The sequence below is a fragment of the Halomonas alkalicola genome, assembly GCF_030704205.1.
GTDB lineage: Bacteria > Pseudomonadota > Gammaproteobacteria > Pseudomonadales > Halomonadaceae > Halomonas > Halomonas alkalicola.
Window position 1 is genome coordinate 1165103 of record NZ_CP131913.1, and the last position, 16215, is coordinate 1181317.

Annotated in this window: 13 protein-coding genes; 5 read left to right on the forward strand and 8 right to left on the reverse strand. The window is 69.9% G+C overall.

Features of this window, described 5'->3' with window-relative positions:
* Positions 1 to 40: 40 nt before the first annotated feature.
* On the forward strand, positions 41 to 622 hold the full coding sequence (locus B6N23_RS05600) for a cytochrome b (protein ID WP_249322276.1): 582 nt from the start codon (positions 41 to 43) through the stop codon (positions 620 to 622).
* A gap of 56 nt (positions 623 to 678) precedes the next feature.
* Positions 679 to 2460: a sugar phosphorylase gene (locus tag B6N23_RS05605; RefSeq protein ID WP_305502666.1), complete on the forward strand. Its 1782-nt coding sequence runs from the start codon at positions 679 to 681 to the stop codon at positions 2458 to 2460.
* A gap of 75 nt (positions 2461 to 2535) precedes the next feature.
* Here the strand turns inward: B6N23_RS05605 and B6N23_RS05610 are convergent, their stop codons facing one another.
* The 4 genes from B6N23_RS05610 to B6N23_RS05625 form a co-directional block, all read right to left on the reverse strand.
* Complete coding sequence (locus B6N23_RS05610; protein ID WP_302141602.1) at positions 2536 to 3756, reverse strand: glycosyltransferase family protein; 1221 nt, start codon at positions 3754 to 3756, stop codon at positions 2536 to 2538.
* Positions 3753 to 4685 (reverse strand): HAD-IIB family hydrolase, encoded by a 933-nt coding sequence (locus B6N23_RS05615; RefSeq protein WP_305502668.1) that lies wholly within the window; start codon positions 4683 to 4685, stop codon positions 3753 to 3755. The genes B6N23_RS05610 and B6N23_RS05615 overlap by 4 nt, the downstream gene beginning before the upstream one ends.
* Before the next feature lie 211 nt (positions 4686 to 4896).
* Positions 4897 to 5400 carry a porin family protein gene (locus B6N23_RS05620; protein ID WP_305502671.1) on the reverse strand — a complete coding sequence of 168 codons (504 nt, stop codon included), beginning with the start codon at positions 5398 to 5400 and terminating at the stop codon, positions 4897 to 4899.
* A gap of 128 nt (positions 5401 to 5528) precedes the next feature.
* Complete coding sequence (locus tag B6N23_RS05625; RefSeq protein WP_305502673.1) at positions 5529 to 6461, reverse strand: EamA family transporter; 933 nt, start codon at positions 6459 to 6461, stop codon at positions 5529 to 5531.
* 141 nt (positions 6462 to 6602) lie between these two features.
* Between B6N23_RS05625 and B6N23_RS05630 the strand changes: the two genes are divergently transcribed.
* The 3 genes from B6N23_RS05630 to B6N23_RS05640 all read left to right on the forward strand — a co-directional run bounded on the left by B6N23_RS05630 (position 6603) and on the right by B6N23_RS05640 (position 11297).
* Positions 6603 to 7787: an acetate/propionate family kinase gene (locus tag B6N23_RS05630; RefSeq protein ID WP_305502675.1), complete on the forward strand. Its 1185-nt coding sequence runs from the start codon at positions 6603 to 6605 to the stop codon at positions 7785 to 7787.
* Positions 7784 to 9958 carry a phosphate acetyltransferase gene (pta, locus tag B6N23_RS05635; protein WP_305502677.1) on the forward strand — a complete coding sequence of 725 codons (2175 nt, stop codon included), beginning with the start codon at positions 7784 to 7786 and terminating at the stop codon, positions 9956 to 9958. Before B6N23_RS05630 ends, pta begins: the two co-directional genes overlap by 4 nt.
* Positions 9959 to 10142: 184 nt before the next feature.
* Positions 10143 to 11297: an aminotransferase class V-fold PLP-dependent enzyme gene (locus tag B6N23_RS05640; protein WP_305502680.1), complete on the forward strand. Its 1155-nt coding sequence runs from the start codon at positions 10143 to 10145 to the stop codon at positions 11295 to 11297.
* Between the two features lie 129 nt (positions 11298 to 11426).
* On the opposite strand, the gene B6N23_RS05645 is transcribed toward B6N23_RS05640, so the two are convergent.
* The 4 genes from B6N23_RS05645 to B6N23_RS05655 all read right to left on the reverse strand — a co-directional run bounded on the left by B6N23_RS05645 (position 11427) and on the right by B6N23_RS05655 (position 16154).
* Positions 11427 to 12110 (reverse strand): CBS domain-containing protein, encoded by a 684-nt coding sequence (locus B6N23_RS05645; RefSeq protein WP_305502687.1) that lies wholly within the window; start codon positions 12108 to 12110, stop codon positions 11427 to 11429.
* Between the two features lie 112 nt (positions 12111 to 12222).
* A complete protein-coding gene (locus tag B6N23_RS17100; RefSeq protein WP_439649835.1) occupies positions 12223 to 12432 on the reverse strand; it encodes a hypothetical protein in 210 nt (69 codons plus the stop codon).
* A 48-nt stretch (positions 12433 to 12480) separates the two neighbouring features.
* Positions 12481 to 13803 (reverse strand): hypothetical protein, encoded by a 1323-nt coding sequence (locus B6N23_RS05650; RefSeq protein ID WP_439649836.1) that lies wholly within the window; start codon positions 13801 to 13803, stop codon positions 12481 to 12483.
* Complete coding sequence (locus B6N23_RS05655; protein ID WP_305502690.1) at positions 13800 to 16154, reverse strand: mechanosensitive ion channel family protein; 2355 nt, start codon at positions 16152 to 16154, stop codon at positions 13800 to 13802. Before B6N23_RS05655 ends, B6N23_RS05650 begins: the two co-directional genes overlap by 4 nt.
* Between the last annotated feature and the right edge of the window lie 61 nt (positions 16155 to 16215).

A 16215-nucleotide genomic window follows, 5' to 3' on the forward strand; every position in this document is an offset into this window, starting at 1 on the left:
GGCTGTAGCGGTGCCCCACCTCGATTCCGGGAGACGCCCCATGTCTGAGTTGGAATTGTCAGAGACGGACCGCTACGCCTACCCTCACCGCGTGCTGCACTGGCTGGTGGCCGCGGTGCTGCTGCTGTCGCTGGCCAGCGGCCTGACCCTGGGGTTTCTCGGCTTCGAAGGGGCCATGGAGCGCCTGGGCCGGGCCGGCACCGACTTTCTCTACACCTCCCACAAGTCCCTCGGCGTGGCCCTGCTCGCGCTGATGACCCTGCGGGTGATGACGCGGCTGCTCTATGTGGTGCCCGACCATGACCCGCCGCTGCACCCCTTCCAGCGCATCCTAAGCACCGCGGTGCACCACCTCCTCTACCTGGCGCTGCTGGCCCAGCCGATGCTGGGCTGGGCCGCCACCGCCAGCGGCGACTTTCCGGTGCAGTTCCTGCACTGGCACCTGCCCGGCATCGTGCCGGTGAACGAGGCGCTCTCGGAGCGGCTGTTCGAATGGCACGGCTGGCTGGGCTGGGTGATCCTCGGCCTGATCACCCTGCACATCAGCGGTGCGCTCTACCACTGGCTGATCCGTCGCGACGGCGTGATGGCACGCATGAGTCTCTTCGATCCGGATCGTTAGCGCTGGCACGCTCCCTGCATGGATCGGGCAATGCCCGATCCGACAGGAGCCCGACCATGCCCGACCGTCCGACCTTCACCCCCTCCCTGGCCACGCCGCTCGACGCCGCGGCCTTTCAGCGCCGCGCCCGTGAGCACCTGGCGATGCTGTACGGCCCCCGCGCCGACGAGGTGCTGCGCCGGCTGCTGACGCTGCTGGCCCATCAGGCGCCGCCGGCCCCCTCCCCGGGCGAGACCCGCGTGCCGCTGTGGAGCGAGCGCGACCAGTGGCTGATCAGCTACGGCGACAGCCTGCTCGACGGCGAGCGCCCGCCCCTTGCGGTGCTGGGAGACTTCCTCGATACCCGGCTGCCCGACACCTTCAGCGGCGTGCATGTGCTGCCCTTCTTCCCCTGGAGCAGCGACGACGGCTTCTCGGTGATCCACTACCGGGAGGTGGACCCGGCGCTGGGCGACTGGCCCCAGGTGCGTGCCCTGGCCGAGCGGCGCGACCTGGCGGTGGACCTGGTGCTCAACCATGTCTCCCGGGAATCGCTGTGGTTCGTCGACTACCTGACCGGCAGCCAGCCCGGGCGCGACTACTTCATCGAGCTGGACCCGGAGACCGATCTCTCGGCGGTGGTGCGCCCGCGCAGCTCGCCGCTGCTGGTGCCGGTGCCCACCCGCCGCGGCACCCGCCATCTCTGGGCGACCTTCTCCGAGGACCAGATCGACCTGAACTTCGCCAACCCGGACGTGCTGCTGGAGTTCATCGGCATCCTGATCTTCTACCTCAGCCAGGGCGCTCGCATCGTCCGCCTCGATGCCATCGCCTACCTGTGGAAGCGGGTAGGCACCCCCTGCATTCACCTGCCCGAGACCCACGAGGTGGTGCGCCTGCTGCGGGCCGTGGTGGACCACGTGGCACCGGGCACCCTGCTGCTCACCGAGACCAACGTGCCCCACCACGAGAACCTCAGCTACTTTGGCCTGGAGCGCCTGGCAGAGGGCGGGGAGCCCGACGAGGCGCATCTGGTCTACCAGTTCTCGCTGCCGCCACTGCTGCTGCACACCCTCACCGGCGGCGACGCCACCCTGCTGGCCAGCTGGCTCGAAAGCCTGCCCGAGCTGCCGCCCGGCTGCAGCTACCTCAACTTCACCGCCAGCCACGACGGCATCGGCGTGCGCCCCCTGGAGGGCTGGCTGCCCCCCCATGAGATCGAGGCGCTGCTGGAGCTGATGCATCGCTTCGGCGGCTTCGTCAGCATGCGCAAGCGCCCCGACGGCGAGGACGCACCCTACGAGATCAACATCACCTGGTTCGACGCCATGCAGGGCACCCGGCGCGGCCGTGATCCCTGGCAGATCGAGCGCTTCCTGTGCAGCCAGCACCTGATGCTGGCCCTGCAGGGCATCCCGGCGCTCTACCTGCACTGCCTGACCGGTACCCTCAACGACCTGGAGGGCGTGGAGCGCAGCGGCCGGCTGCGTTCGATCAACCGCCGCCGCTGGCACCTGGACGAGCTCGACGAGCTGCTCGACAGCCGCAATACCCCCACCCGGGAGGTCTTCCTGGCGCTCAAGCGACGCCTGGCCATCCGCCGTGCCGAGCCCTGCTTCCACCCCGACGCCCCCCAGCGGGTGCTGCCCGCCCCGCCGGCACTGCTGGTGGTGGAGCGTGGCCCGCTGGCCGACGGCCGCCGCCTGCTGGCGATCCATAACGTCAGCGACCAGCGCCAGCCACTGGCGGTGGCGGCGCTGGCCGAGGGGGAGTGGTTCGACCTGCTGGAAAATGGGCCCTGGACGCCGGTGGAGAGCCTCGCCCCCTACCGCACCCTATGGCTGGTCCAGACGCCCTGAGTGATAGCAAGATCGGCTCGAGGCTATTACGGCGACAGGCCTCTCGCTATCGTGTGCCGCCATGGACCAACCCGACTACACCTCGCCGCGGTTGTCGGCCTCCACGGCGTCGTGGAGGCGGCTCAGGAGGTCGGGAATCGCCGAGCGCACCCGGTTCCAGCTCGGGATGAAGGGGCGCTCGCCGGGATTGTCGAGGAAGGCGTTGCCGGCCTCCAGCAGGTTGGCGGCGAACAGCTCCACGGCGCGCTCCTCGGCGTGGCGGTCCAGGGCGAGGCCGTTCATCACCGCGTCGTGATGGTAGGCCTCGATCAGGTCCAGGGCGAGGCGGTAGTAGGTGGCCTTGAGGGTGCGGAACCCCTCGGCGCTGAAGGTCACCCCCTGGGTAGCCAGCTTGCGGTAGAGCGCCTTGGCGATGTCCAGGCTCATGCGGTTGAGCCCCGCCGAGGCATCCTCCTCCGAGACCGGCTGGTGCTTGTGGTCGTAGGCATCGGCCAGGTCCACCTGGCAGAGCCGCTTGGTGGAGTGGTTGCGGTGCACCTCGGAGAGTACCCCGATCTCGAGCCCCCAGTCGGCGGGGATGCGGATGCCGTCGAGCACCTCGGCGCGCATGGCGAACTCACCGGAGAGCGGATAGCGGTAGCTGTCCAGATACTGGAGGTAGGGCAGCGGCCCATGCATCTGCTTGAGCGCCCGCAGCAGCGGCGTGACCATCAGCCGCGACACCCGGCCGTTGAGCTTGCCCTCGGCGATGCGAGGGTAGTAGCCCTTGCAGAACTCGTAGTTGAAGTGGGGGTGGGCCACCGGGTAGAAGAGCCGCGCCAGCAGGCCCCGGTCGTAGGTGAGGATATCGCAGTCGTGGAGCCCCACCACCGCACCGCGGGCCGAGGCCTGCACGTAGCCCGCGCAAAACCAGACGTTGCGCCCCTTGCCGGGTTCCCGGGGCGAGAGGCCGTGCTCCTCCAGCTCGGCATCCAGGGCGCGCAGCCGCGGGCCATCGTTCCAGAGGATGCGATGGCGCTGGGGCAGCCGGGCGAAGAACTTCCGGGCGTGCAGGAACTGCTCGCGGTCGGCCCGGTCGAGCCCGATCACCACCTCGGCCAGGTAGGGCACCCGACGTAGCTCCTCGACGATCGCCTCGAGGGCGGGCCCCTCCAGCTCCGAGAAGAGCGACGGCAGGATCAGGCTCATGGGCCGACGACGGCCGAACTCGCAGAGCTCCGCCTCCAACGCCGCCACCGGCCGCCGGGTCAGGTTGTGGAAGTCGGTGATGATGCCGTTCTGATGGAAGTCGCTCATGCCGCTGCCTCCTCGGCCGCCTCGACGGTCTCACGCAGTGCCGCCGGAATTACCCGGCGGTCGGCTCGCCCCCACCAGTAGGCCACCCCCTCGGCCCAGCCGGCGGGTCCCGTCGCCTCGCTGCGGTAGAGCGATGGCTGGTCCGGCAATACGTCCAGGCCATGGCAGCCGCGGATCACCACCGCCTGATCCACCGCTTCCAGCATGGGGATGTCGTTGGGGCCGTCGCCCAGGGCCAGGGTCACCGGCCGCCGGCCGCGCAGCGCCTCGAAGCGGGAGATCAGCCAGCTCACCGCGTTGCCCTTGTGGGAGGTACCGGTGGCGTGCCAGAAGCGCCCGCCCCGCACCAGCTGCAGGCCGTCGCCGGCGAGCCCCACGCGGAAGCCCTCGAGGCGCGCCTCATCCTCCTCCCAGATCAGCGGCTCGCTGCCCTCGCGCATCCGCGCCAGGCGGGCCTCGGGCTCGGGCAGGCCGGTGAAGTCGACCAGCTCATCCAGGGTCATCTCGCTGATGGTGGTGAAGCGCACCCCGAGACGCTCGCGCCATACCGCCAGGCGCTTGCGAACGAAGCCGATGTCCACCCCCAGGGTGCGGATCCCGAGCCCATCGGGGCCCGGGCGGTCGACGCGCGCATGGCACCAGGCCGGCGGCAGCCCCACCACGGCGCCGTTCTCGGCGATGAAGGGGGTATCGGTCAGGCCCAGCTCCCGGCGCAGCGGCACGATCTCGCTGCGGGTCTTGCTGGTCACCGGAATCACCGGCACACCCAGCTGCTTGAGCCGTGCAAGCCAGGGCCTGGCGGGTTGCCAGTCGTAGCTGTGGTGGTCGAGCAGCGAGCCATCCAGGTCGGTGAACAGCAGGCGCGGGGTAAAGGCGTCGAGGCCGGCATCCGGCGCCTTTCCAGATGGGGTTCCAGGTGAATCGATCATGGCAGCTCCCGGGGCAGACAGGTCAGGTCTCTCTCCCAGGACCTTGCACAGGGCGTGCCAAGCGTCGCAATGAGTGGATAACGCGCACCGGCGGGCCTCACCTGCACCACGCAGGAGCAACGCAACGCACCAAAAAAGTGCACCCCGAGACGCAGGGCCTCGGGGTGCAGGATGCTCTGGCCGAACCAGAGCGGAAGGCGCTGGCTGCCGATCAGAAGCGGTAGCGAAGACCCACGCTTGCCGCATCGAAGGTGTAGTCAGACTTGTCCAGGTAGCGCATATAGTCCGCACCTATCGACAGCTGGGGCGACACATCGAACTCGGCGCCGGCGCCGTAGGAGAAGCCGCTTTCGCGGTCGATATCGAAGTCCACCTCGGTGAAGCCGGCCAGGCCATAGAGGCGGAACTCCGGGGCCACCGGCAGGATACCCTTGGCATAGGCGCCGATCAGGTAGTCGAGCTCGACGGGGCCATCGGAGCCGCCGCCACCCAGGTGGCCCTCCACGGCGAAGTACTCGTTGAACTGCATGCCGCCGTTGAGGCGCAGGCCGACGCTATCGCGGCTGGAGGCGGGCCCATCGGGGTTGAGGTCCCAGAACATGGCGTCGCCGCCGATGTAGGGCTGGGGATAGAAGGCCTGCTGGGCCTGGGCACTGGTAGCCGCGCCGGCGGCCAGGATGGCCGCGGTTGCGGCGGCAAGCGTGATGCGTTTCATGGGGCTCTCCTCGTTAATGAACACCGTTCTATAACGCCTACAGTGTGGTCCCGGGAACGCCACTCTTCAAGGTGGGAATGTGCAAATGTGCGCCAAGCGGCGTCGCCCGGCGGCGACGCCGCCTGGTCTCACGCCCGCTTCGACAGGCCCAGGAACAGGATCCCCGCGAGCACGATGCCGCCGCCCACCAGCTGCACCGGGGTGAGCGCCTGCCCCAGCACCAGGTAGCCCAGCAGCAGGGCCGCCACCGGCTCCATGTTCATGGCCGGGGCGTTGCGCGCCATGTCGAGCCTGGGCACCGTGATGAAGAGCACCGAGAAGGCCAGCGCATAGCAGAGCGTCAGCAGCGCGAGCCCCGTCCAGCCGGCCAGCGACTGGGGCGGCGCCATGCCGCCCGGCACGAGCCCCAGGCCCCCGGCGATGACCATGGCCGCCAGCACGGTGAGCATGGTCAGCAGGCTGCGCAGGGTGCTGCCGACGCCGGCCAGGCGGTGTTCGGTGATCCACAGGGCGCAGGAGAAGGCGGTGGCGGCGGCCAGGCCGAAGGCCACCCCGGCGAACCAGTCCGGTCCCATGGCCCCGGGGTCGGCGAGCCAGGTCGGCACGTCCAGCACCACCACCAGGCCGATGAGGATCACACCCATGACCAGCGTCGCCCGCGCCGTCGGCCGCGGCCCCCCCAGCGCCCAGGAGAGCAGCGCCAGCTGGATCGGCAGGGTGTTCATCAAAAGCAGCGCCACCACCACCGGAATGCGCGCCACCGCCGAATAGAGGCAGAGGCTCTGCACCGCCACCAGCAGGCCCACCGCCAGCTGCCAGCGTCCGGAGCCTGCGGGCAGTCGCCACGACTTGCGCTGGAACACCACCAGCGCCGCCAGTGCCAGGGCGGCCACGCCGGAGCGCAGCACGATGGGCAGCAGCAGGCCGGCACCGGCATCGAAGGCGACCCGGGCGGCCACGTGGTTGGCGGCAAACAGGGTGGCGAGGCCGCACATCAGGGCCAGGGCGAGGGGCCGCGGGAAAGGAGCGGGGGCCACCGAAGCGCCAGAGGGGGTCGACATGTCACGGCTTCCATGCAGAGTGTAGGGGACAAGGGCAGCACATCATGATGGGCGTCAAGCCGAGAGGCGACCACCGGCGGCGGCCTCATGTTAGACTAAAGTCCAAACCTTCTCTCACCCTCCATCCCACAAGAGGCGTCGATGAACGAGCCGGTGCTGGTGATCAACTGCGGGTCCTCCTCCATCAAGTATGCGCTGGTGCCGGCGGCTGCCGACCAGCCGCGCCTGACCGGCCTGGCCGAGCGGCTGGGCAGCGGCGATGCCCGCCTCAAGGGCGTCGACAGCCGCGGCGAGGCCTTCACCCGCGACCTGGGTGACGCCGGCCACGTCGAGGCTCTCGCCGCGATCCTCGAGGGACTGGAGGGGCGCCGGCCCGGCGCCGTGGGGCACCGCATCGTCCACGGCGGCGAGCAGTTCACCCGCGCCGCGCTGATCGACGATGAGGTGGTGGCCGCCATCGAGGCCACCAGCGCGCTCGCGCCGCTGCACAACCCGGCCAACCTCCAGGGGGTCGCCGCCACCCGCGCGCTTTTTGCCGAACTGCCCCAGGTGGCGGTCTTCGATACCGCCTTCCACCAGAGCCTGCCGCCCCGCGCCTACCGCTATGCCCTGCCCGAGGCGCTCTATCGCGAGCACGGCATCCGCCGCTACGGCTTCCACGGCACCAGCCATGCCTACGTGAGCGCGCGCGCCGATGCCCTCGCCGGCATCGAAGGCGGCTGGCTGACCGCCCACCTGGGCAACGGTTGCTCCACCGCCGCGGTGTGGCAGGGGCAGAGCCTCGACACCAGCATGGGCCTCACCCCGCTGGAGGGGCTCGTCATGGGCACCCGCAGCGGCGACGTCGACCCCGGGCTGCACGCCCACCTGGCCCGCGAGCTGGGCTGGTCCCTCGAGCGCATCAACGATGTCCTCAACCGAGGTAGCGGCCTGCTCGGGCTCTCCGGGCTCTCCAACGACATGCGCGAGCTGGAGGCCGCCGCCGAGGCGGGCCACGCCGGCGCGGCACTCGCCGTGGAGGTGTTCTGCTCCCGCATCGCCAAGTCCCTGGCCGCCCTCTCCTGCGCCCTGCCCCGCCTGGACGGCATCGTCTTCACCGGCGGCATCGGCGAGAATTCGCCACGGGTGCGCGAGCAGGTGGTGGCGCTGCTGCCCCACTTCGGCCTCGCCCTGGACCCCGAGGCCAACCGCGAGACGATTCGCGGCCACGAGGGCCGCATCGACGCGCCGGCCCCGAACCGCCCCGCCCTGTGGGTGATCCCCACCGACGAGGAGGGCCGCATCGCCGACGAGACCCGCCAGCTGCTGGGAGAGACCGCCCGATGACGCCCCGCCCCGCCCGCCCCGCTCCCCAGGCCATCCTGCTGGTGCCCACCGGCGAGGGCGCCGGCCTCACCTCGGCCTGCCTGGGCCTGATCCAGGCGCTGGACACCATCGGCCTCAAGGCCGGCTTCCTCAAGCCGCTGCGCCAGGACGAGCTCAACGGCTCGGGGCCGGACCGCTCCTGCGCCCTGGTCAACAGTACCCTGGGGCTGCGCCCGCCGGCGCCGATCCCCCAGTCCGAGATGGAGCGCCTGCTGCGCCAGGACCGCCTCGACGTGCTGATGGAGCAGGTGGTGGAGCTCCAGGAGGCCGCCCTCGAGGCCTTCCCCGACGGCGCCCCGGAGCTGCTGGTAATGGAGGGGCTGGTGCCGACGCGCCACGCCAGCTACGCCGCCCAGGTCAATGCCCAGCTGGCCCACGCGCTGAACGCCCGGATCATCCTGGTGGGCAGCGGCGACCTGGCCGATCCCCAGGCGCTGGCCGAGCAGCTCGATATGCACGCCCGCGCCTTCGGCGGGGTCGGCTCGGCCCGCACCCTGGGCTGCATCCTGATGCGCATGCACAACATGCCCGGGGGCGAGGACGCCAGTGGACTGGCCCCCGGAACCGCCGCGCCGGCCCTGGAGGAGGCCCTGCTCGCCGAGCTGCGCCGCCACTCCCCCGCGCTCGCCACCGAACGCTTCCACCTGATCGGCATGGTGCCCTACCCCCCGGCGCTCTCCGCCCCGCGGGTGCTGGACGTGGCCCGCGCCCTGGGGGCCCGCTTCCTCAACGAGGGGGAACCCGAACGGCGGGTGCTCTCCACCAGCCTCTGCGCGCGCAGCGCCTCCAACGCCCTGCACATCTTCAAGCCCGGCGGGCTGGTGGTGGCCTCCGGCGATCGCGACGACGTGGTGCTGGCCTCGGCCCTGGCCACCATGAACGGCGTCCCCCTGGCCGGCGTCCTGCTTACCAACGGCTTCATCCCGGGCGACAACATGATCGAGATGTGCCGCCCGGCGCTGAAGACCGGCCTGCCGGTGATCAGCGTCGACACCGACAGCTTCACCACCGCCAAGAACCTCGGCCAGATGGGCAACGACATCCCCATCGACGACTTCGAGCGCGCCGAGCGGGTGGCCAACTTCGTGGCCGCCCATATCGATCTGCAGTGGCTCAAGGACCACCTGAGCCGCGGCTATACCCGCCGTCTCTCCCCCTCCGCCTTCCGCCACCAGCTGGTCAAGCTGGCCCAGCAGGCCGACCGGCGCATCATCCTGCCCGAGGGCAGCGAGCCGCGCACCGTGGAGGCCGCCGCCATCTGCCAGCGTCGCGGCATCGCCCGCTGTGTGCTGCTGGGCAAGCGCGAGGAGATCATGGAGGTGGCCCGCCAGCGCGGCATCGAGCTGCCCGAGGGGCTCGAGATCATCGACCCGGACAGCATCCGGGCGCGCTACGTGGCGCCCATGGTGGAGAGGCGCACCGGCAAGGTGAACGAGCTGACCGCCGAGGCCCAGCTCCAGGACAACGTGGTGCTCGGCACCATGATGCTGGCCCTCGACGAGGTGGATGGCCTGGTCTCCGGCGCCATCCACACCACCGCCAACACCGTGCGTCCGGCCTTCCAGCTGATCAAGACCGCCCCGGGCTATGAGCAGGTCTCGTCGTTCTTCTTCATGCTGCTGCCCGAGCAGGTGGTGGTCTACGGCGACTGCGCGGTGAACCCCGACCCGGACGCCGAGACCCTGGCCGAGATCGCCCTGCAGAGCGCCCGCTCCGCCCAGGCCTTCGGCATCGAGCCGCGGGTGGCAATGATCAGCTACTCCACGGGGGAGTCCGGCTCAGGCGCCGACGTGGAGAAGGTGCGTCAGGCCACCCGCCTGGCCCGGGAACGGGCCCCCGAGCTCTCGATCGATGGCCCGCTGCAGTACGACGCCGCCGCCATCGAGAGCGTCGGCCGCCAGAAGGCGCCGGACTCCCCGGTGGCGGGGCGCGCCACGGTGTTCGTCTTCCCGGACCTCAACACCGGCAACACCACCTACAAGGCGGTGCAGCGCAGCGCCCGGGTGGTCAGCGTCGGCCCCATGCTGCAGGGCCTCAACAAGCCTGTGAACGACCTCTCCCGCGGGGCGCTGGTCGACGACATCGTCTACACCATCGCGCTGACCGCCATCCAGGCCGCCCAGGGCGACTGAGCCGGCGGCCCTCTGAAAACAGCAGCGCCCCGTCAGGGTAACCGACGGGGCGCTCGCGTCTCACTTGACCCGCCTCAAGCCCCTGATCCGGGCCGCTGGCCCCGGGTGGCGAATGGGCATATCCTCAGTCCATGGACCCGCCTTCGCTAACCTGAAGGCTCCCCGCTTCATGACGGAGACTCACATGCCCGGCCTGCTTCCCGACGTCGACCCCGATGGTCTGCTCGAATACTCGGTGGTCTATACCGACCGCGCCCTGAACCACATGTCCTCCCGCTTCCAGGAGGTGATGCGCGATATCTCCGGCCAGCTCAAGCGGGTCTACCACGCCCACAGTGCGGTGATCGTGCCCGGCAGCGGCACCTTCGGCATGGAGGCGGTGGCCCGCCAGTTCGCCAAGGAGCGGCGCTGCCTGGTGATCCGCAACGGCTGGTTCAGCTACCGCTGGAGCCAGATCCTCGAGATGGGCCGCATCCCCGCCGACATCAACGTGCTCAAGGCGCGCCGCCTCGACGAGAGCAACCCCGCCTCGCCCTTCGCCCCGGCGCCCGTCGAGGAGGTGATCGAGGCGATCCGCGACCAGCAGCCGGACATCGTCTTCATGCCCCACGTGGAGACCGCCGCGGGGATCATCCTGCCCGACGACTACATCCGCCAGGTGGCCGATGCCATCCATCAGGAGGGTGGCCTGCTGGTGCTCGACTGCATCGCCTCCGGCGCCATCTGGGTCGATATGCAGGACCTCGGCGTCGATGTGCTGGTCAGCGCCCCCCAGAAGGGCTGGAGCGCCTCGCCCTGCTGCGCCATGGTGATGCTCTCGCGCCAGGCCCGCGAGGTCATCGACGACACCACCAGCTCGAGCTTCGCCTGCGACCTCAAGAAGTGGCTTCAGATCATGGAGGCCTACGAGGGCGGCGGCCACGCCTACCACGCCACCCTGCCCACCGACGGGCTGGTGACGCTTCGCGACGTGATGGTCGAGATAGAGGCCTATGGCCTGGAGAAGGTGCGCGACGAGCAGCAGGCGCTGGGCGACGGCGTCCGCGAGCTGCTGGCAGAGTTCGGCTATCGGAGCGTGGCGGCCCCCGGCTTCGAGGCCCCCGGCGTGGTGGTCAGCTACACCGATGACGCCGGCCTGGTCGGCAAGTTTGCCGAGGCGGGCCTGCAGGTGGCCGGCGGCGTGCCGCTGATGTGCGACGAGGGCGAGGGCTTCCTGACCTTCCGCATCGGCCTGTTCGGCCTGGAGAAGCTCCACGACCGCGAGCGCAGCCTGGCCCACCTGCGCGGTGCCCTCGAGACCATCGCCCGGGCGCAACCGGTACCCCCCGGCGAGGCCTGATAGGGCCAGCCTGCAACGACAAAGCCCACCATAAGAAGAGGGGCGGCCAGTTGGCCGCCCCTCTCGTGTTTGCGTAGTTCGTGCTTGTTTAGCGCGTGCTTGCGTTGCGCGCCGGAGCCGCGCCGAGCCTCAGAGGCTGCCGACGCCGCGCGGCACGAAGCCGAGGTTGTTGTCGACCTCCTTGACGCCCGCGGTATTCTCGGCGGCCACCTGCACGGCCATCTTCTCCTGCTGGTTCTCGACCAGGCCCCACAGCTGCACCTTGCCGTCGGAGACCATGACGTTGATCCGGTCGACCAGCACGCCGGTGTTGGCGTCGACCTCCTTGAGGATGGCCTCGCGGATCTCGCGGTCATCCGCGGTCACGCTGGCCTCGGTGGCCACCACGGAGAAGCCGCGCAGCAGGTTGGAGCGGCTGACGACACCCACCAGCTTGCCCTCCTGAACCACCGGCACCCGCTTGATGTGATGCTTCTCGAGCAGCCGCGAGATCTTGTGCAGCGGCATGTCGCCTTCGATGGTGATCGGGTCCTTGGTCATGATCTCGTGGGCACGGCGTCCGTGTGACTTCACGTAGTCGGCGGCGTCGTGGCCGGCGAACAGCTTCAGCCACCAGGACTTGCGGCGCGCGGTGTCGTTCTCCACCCGGCGCATCAGGTCACCCTCGCTGACGATGCCGAGCACCTTGCCCCCATCATCCACGACGGGGACCGCGCTGATGCCGTGCTCCAGCAGCAGGCTGGCGATCTCGCGCACCTCGCTGTCCGGCGACACGGTGATGACGTTCTGGGTCATGACATCTGCAGCTTGCATCGGGCGTTCTCCACGGATTTATGGGAATACACCCTGAAGATAGCAACTTGCCGGCGGCGACGCATTGACCGGGGCCGGGTTTGCTGGACGCCGTTTCAACCCTTGCCCCGGTTCAGTCTGCCTGGCCCGCCCCCTCGGCATGGACCCGCTCCACGTCGACGATCCGCGAACGGCTCATCACTACCTTCCAGCGCTGCAGGGTCGGCGGCCGGTCGCCCTGCACCTCGCGAATCACCAGATTGATCAGATGGCGCTTCTCCACCTCCTCGCGCACCACCTGCCCCTCCTCCAGCCGGTAGACCCGGTGGCTGCCCTTGTCCATCAGCCGCGCCAGCGGCGAGAGGTCCAGGGTCAGGGTCTCGCGGGTGTGCTAGTAGCCGCTGAGGAAGCGCGTCGGTGACATCCGCGAGCGGGAGCGATAGTGCAGCACCACCTCCTCGCGCTGTGCCACGTTGCGCTTGCGCACCCGCTTGATCTCCTCGTCCAGCTTGAGGAAGCGCTGATAGTCGAACCACTCGAGCTGATGGCCCACCGTCACGTTGCGGGTGGGGTCCAGGTACTGGCGTCGCCACTTGGGCCCCCCCCGGCGCAGGAGGCGCCACAGGGTGTTGCGCAGGTCGTCCTTGAACACCTCGCGCAGGGCATAGAGCACCGCCATGGCCAGCACGAAGAGCGCTGTGATATCGGACAGGGCGTCACGCACCCGCAAGAGCCCCAGCGAGACGAACACCATCACCACCGCGGTGGCCAGCGCCTTGACCGCCTTCTGCTCGCCCCCGCCGAGCTCCTGGGTCTTCTGCTTGAGGGTCACCGGGTACTCGATCAAGCGGCGCAGCAGCCGCATCTTGTTGGACATGCGGGTCGGGTCCCGGGTGACCCGCTCGGAGTTGTTGTAGTTGTACTGCTGCGCCTCCCGATGGGCGCCCTCCTCCCGGCAGATGGCCAGGAGCCGCTTGCGAATCTCGCGAAAGCGCGCGCCCCTGGGCAGGTTGGCCACCAGCGCCAGCAGGCGCTGCTCGGTGAACCAGGAGAGATAGTTGTCGATGGTGACGTAGTAGCGGCTGAGGCTCTCCTCGGCGGGCTCCTGGCGACGCAGCCGCTTGAGAATCCCGGTGGCAAGCTCCGCGTGCTCCTCCAGCCGCGTCTCCAGGGAGGCCTCCTCCTTCTGCCCCTCGCGCTCCTTCGCCTGGCCGCCGGCGGGCTTGTGGGCGGCGGCGCTACCCTTGCCGGAGGCGGAGGGTTCCCTGGCGCCCGCGGCGCTCTCCTTGCCGGCAGCGGCTGGCTCCTTCCCAGCGACAGCCTTCTCCTTGCCGGGTGACTTCTCCTTGCCGGCGGCGGCCTTCTCGGCCCGGCGCACCCGGCGGGCGGCGTCCAGCAGCGGCTGGTTGGAGCCCTCGAGGGCCACCACGTACTGGTAGGCGTAGAGGCTCATCCCCAGGCGGTACTGCGCCGGGTCGAGGCGCCCCCGTTCGGCCAGCCGGCTGAGCACCAGCGGCAGCCGGTAGCGATCGCTGTAGTAGGTGCGCTTGACGTGGATCGCCGCGTGGTAGAAGGCCTCCTCGGCGAGCACCTGGGGGCCGAGCCCCAGCTCCCCGGGCACGAACAGGTAGAGATCCAGCTGGTGGGCGGTCTCCTCCTGCAGCACCCTGGAGATGCGCAGGGAGAGCGCATCCGCACGATCCACGCTGATCATTGGCCGGGATCCGGTGAGGCACCGCGGGGGTTGGTGTCGCCCTCGGGGTCGGCCACCTGGGCCTCACCGGGCTCGCGCCCGGCGGCGTCGCGGGGGGCATCGTGAGACTCGCTGGCCCGGGCGATGGCCTCGTCGCTGCCGTCCAGGCGACCGCCACCGCGGCCCTGCATGCTGATGTTGAGGCGCGGCATGGCCAGGTCGAGGCCCTGCTCCTCCATGCGCTGCTTGAGCAGCAGGTTGAAGGCGCGGGCCACGTCCCACTGCATCTCGGGGGCGGTGCGAAAGCGCATGCGCAGCACCGGACAACCCTCCTCGAAGGCCTGGATGCCCTGCATCTCCAGCGGCGACCAGATGTAGTGGCGCATCATCGGGTCCTGGCGCAGTGCCTGGGCGGTCTCCTGCATCAGGCTGATGGCATCGTCGATCTTCATCTCGTGGGGGATGCGGATACGCATCAGGGCGATGCCGAACTGGCGCGACATGTTGTGGATCGAGGCGATGCGGCTGAAGGTGATGATATGCACCACCCCGTCCAGGTCACGCAGGCGCACGGTGCGCAGGGTCAGCCCCTCTACCGTGCCCATGTGGCCGTTGATCTCGACGAAGTCATCCACCGCCAGGGAGTCCTCGATGAGGATGAAGATGCCGGTGATCAGGTCCTGCACCAGGGTCTGGGCACCGAAGCCGATGGCCAGGCCGATGGCCAGGCCGATCACACCGGCACCGGCCAGCAGCGGGGTGACGTTCACGCCCAGGTTGGCGAGCCCGACGATGGCGGCGATGATCACGATGGTGGTGAAGATGACGTTGCGGATCATCGGGGTGATGGTCTGGGCACGAGCCTGGTTGACCCGCCGCCCCCGGGAGCGGGTCGAGCTGGTCAGGGCACGCTGGATAGCAGTATCGGCGAAGATCCACGCCAGCCAGGCCAGCAGCACGGTAAAGGCCACGGCCAGCAGCGCCTGGCCGATGCGTGCGCTCGCCACCCCCTGCTGGCCGATGCCGATCAGCGACCCGCCCCACACCTGGGTGGAGAGCTCGGCGAAGGCCAGCCAGGTGGCGGCATGAGCCAGCACATAGCCGAAGCGCTCCAGGCGCTGGCGGTACTGGCTGATGCGCCGCCGCCGGTGGCGCTTGCTGCGCCGCTCGCCGTGGCGACGCAGCAGGCCGGTGACCACCAGCGCCAGCACCAGCAGCGAGGCGGAGATGATCGAACGGGCCAGCGCCGTGCCCACGTCGCCGCCGGTGACGAAGATCGCCACCAGCGAAGCGCCCACCAGCAACAGCGCCGGCACGTGCCAGAGGCTGCCGATCACGCCCACCACGCTGGCACTGCCGCTGCTCTCGCGGCGCTCGCGCCAGGGGCGGTTCCTGATGATGTGCTGGATGGGGCGCTGGAAGCGCAGGATGAAGCGAATGCTGAGCAGCGCGGCCAGCATGTTGGCCAGCACCGAGAGCAGGCCGGCCAGCTCGTCGCCGATCAGGTCGGTCAGGCGTCCGGAGTTGAAGGCATCGCCCAGCGCGATCAGCGCGCCGATCACGAACAGCGGCCGCAGCGCGCGCTGCTGCAGGATCTGCACCGCCACGAAGCGATGCCCGCGGGTAAACACCGAGACGAAGGTCTCCACCACCACCGAGAGGGTACGACCACACAGGGCGATATAGGCCACCACCAGGGCCATGGTGCGACCGGAGCTCTTGGGGATCAGCTGCGCCATGCCCAGCACCAGGAAGAAGGCCAGCGCCCAGGGCAGCATGCGGCGCAGGAAATGCACGGTGAGCAACCAGGCCCGCGGGTCCCGGGGCAGGTCGAGCGGCCAGCCGCGGCGACGGGCCAGCAGGCGCCCCAGGGCGATCAGGATCACCAGCAGGCCGACCCAGATGCCCAGCAGCACGGCCCCCTCCACCAGGAAGCGCATCAGGTCGGCATTGCCGGTGCCGGTCACCAGGCCGCTGAGGTCCTCCCAGCCCTGCTCCAGCTGGTCCTGCCACTGGTCGACGGGCGAGTGCCCTGCCTCGGCCTGCTCGCCCAGGTCGCTCAGGGTCTCGGCCAGGGCCCCGAGCAGCCCCTGGCGCGGCGCCAGGGCCGCCTCCTCGGCCGCCTCGCCGTGCACCGCCTGCAGCTCGCGCAGGCCCTCCAGCAGCTGGCCGCGCCGCTCGGCGTCCTCCAGGGTGGCAATCACCTGCTCGAGGGATTCCTGGAACGCCTGGGGGTCATGCTCGGCGGTGGCCTCCCCGCCTCCGACCAGCCCCGTCAGGCCCAGCTGCTGGGCCTGGGCGGGCAGCGCCAGCAGGAGCAGCAGCAGCCAGGCCAGGCAGGTGAAGAGGGTTCGGCGCAGTGGTAGGGACATCGTTTCTCCGTGTTCGGTCGGCGACGCAGGCCGCTGATATGTTAGGCTCCACGCGAGCCCA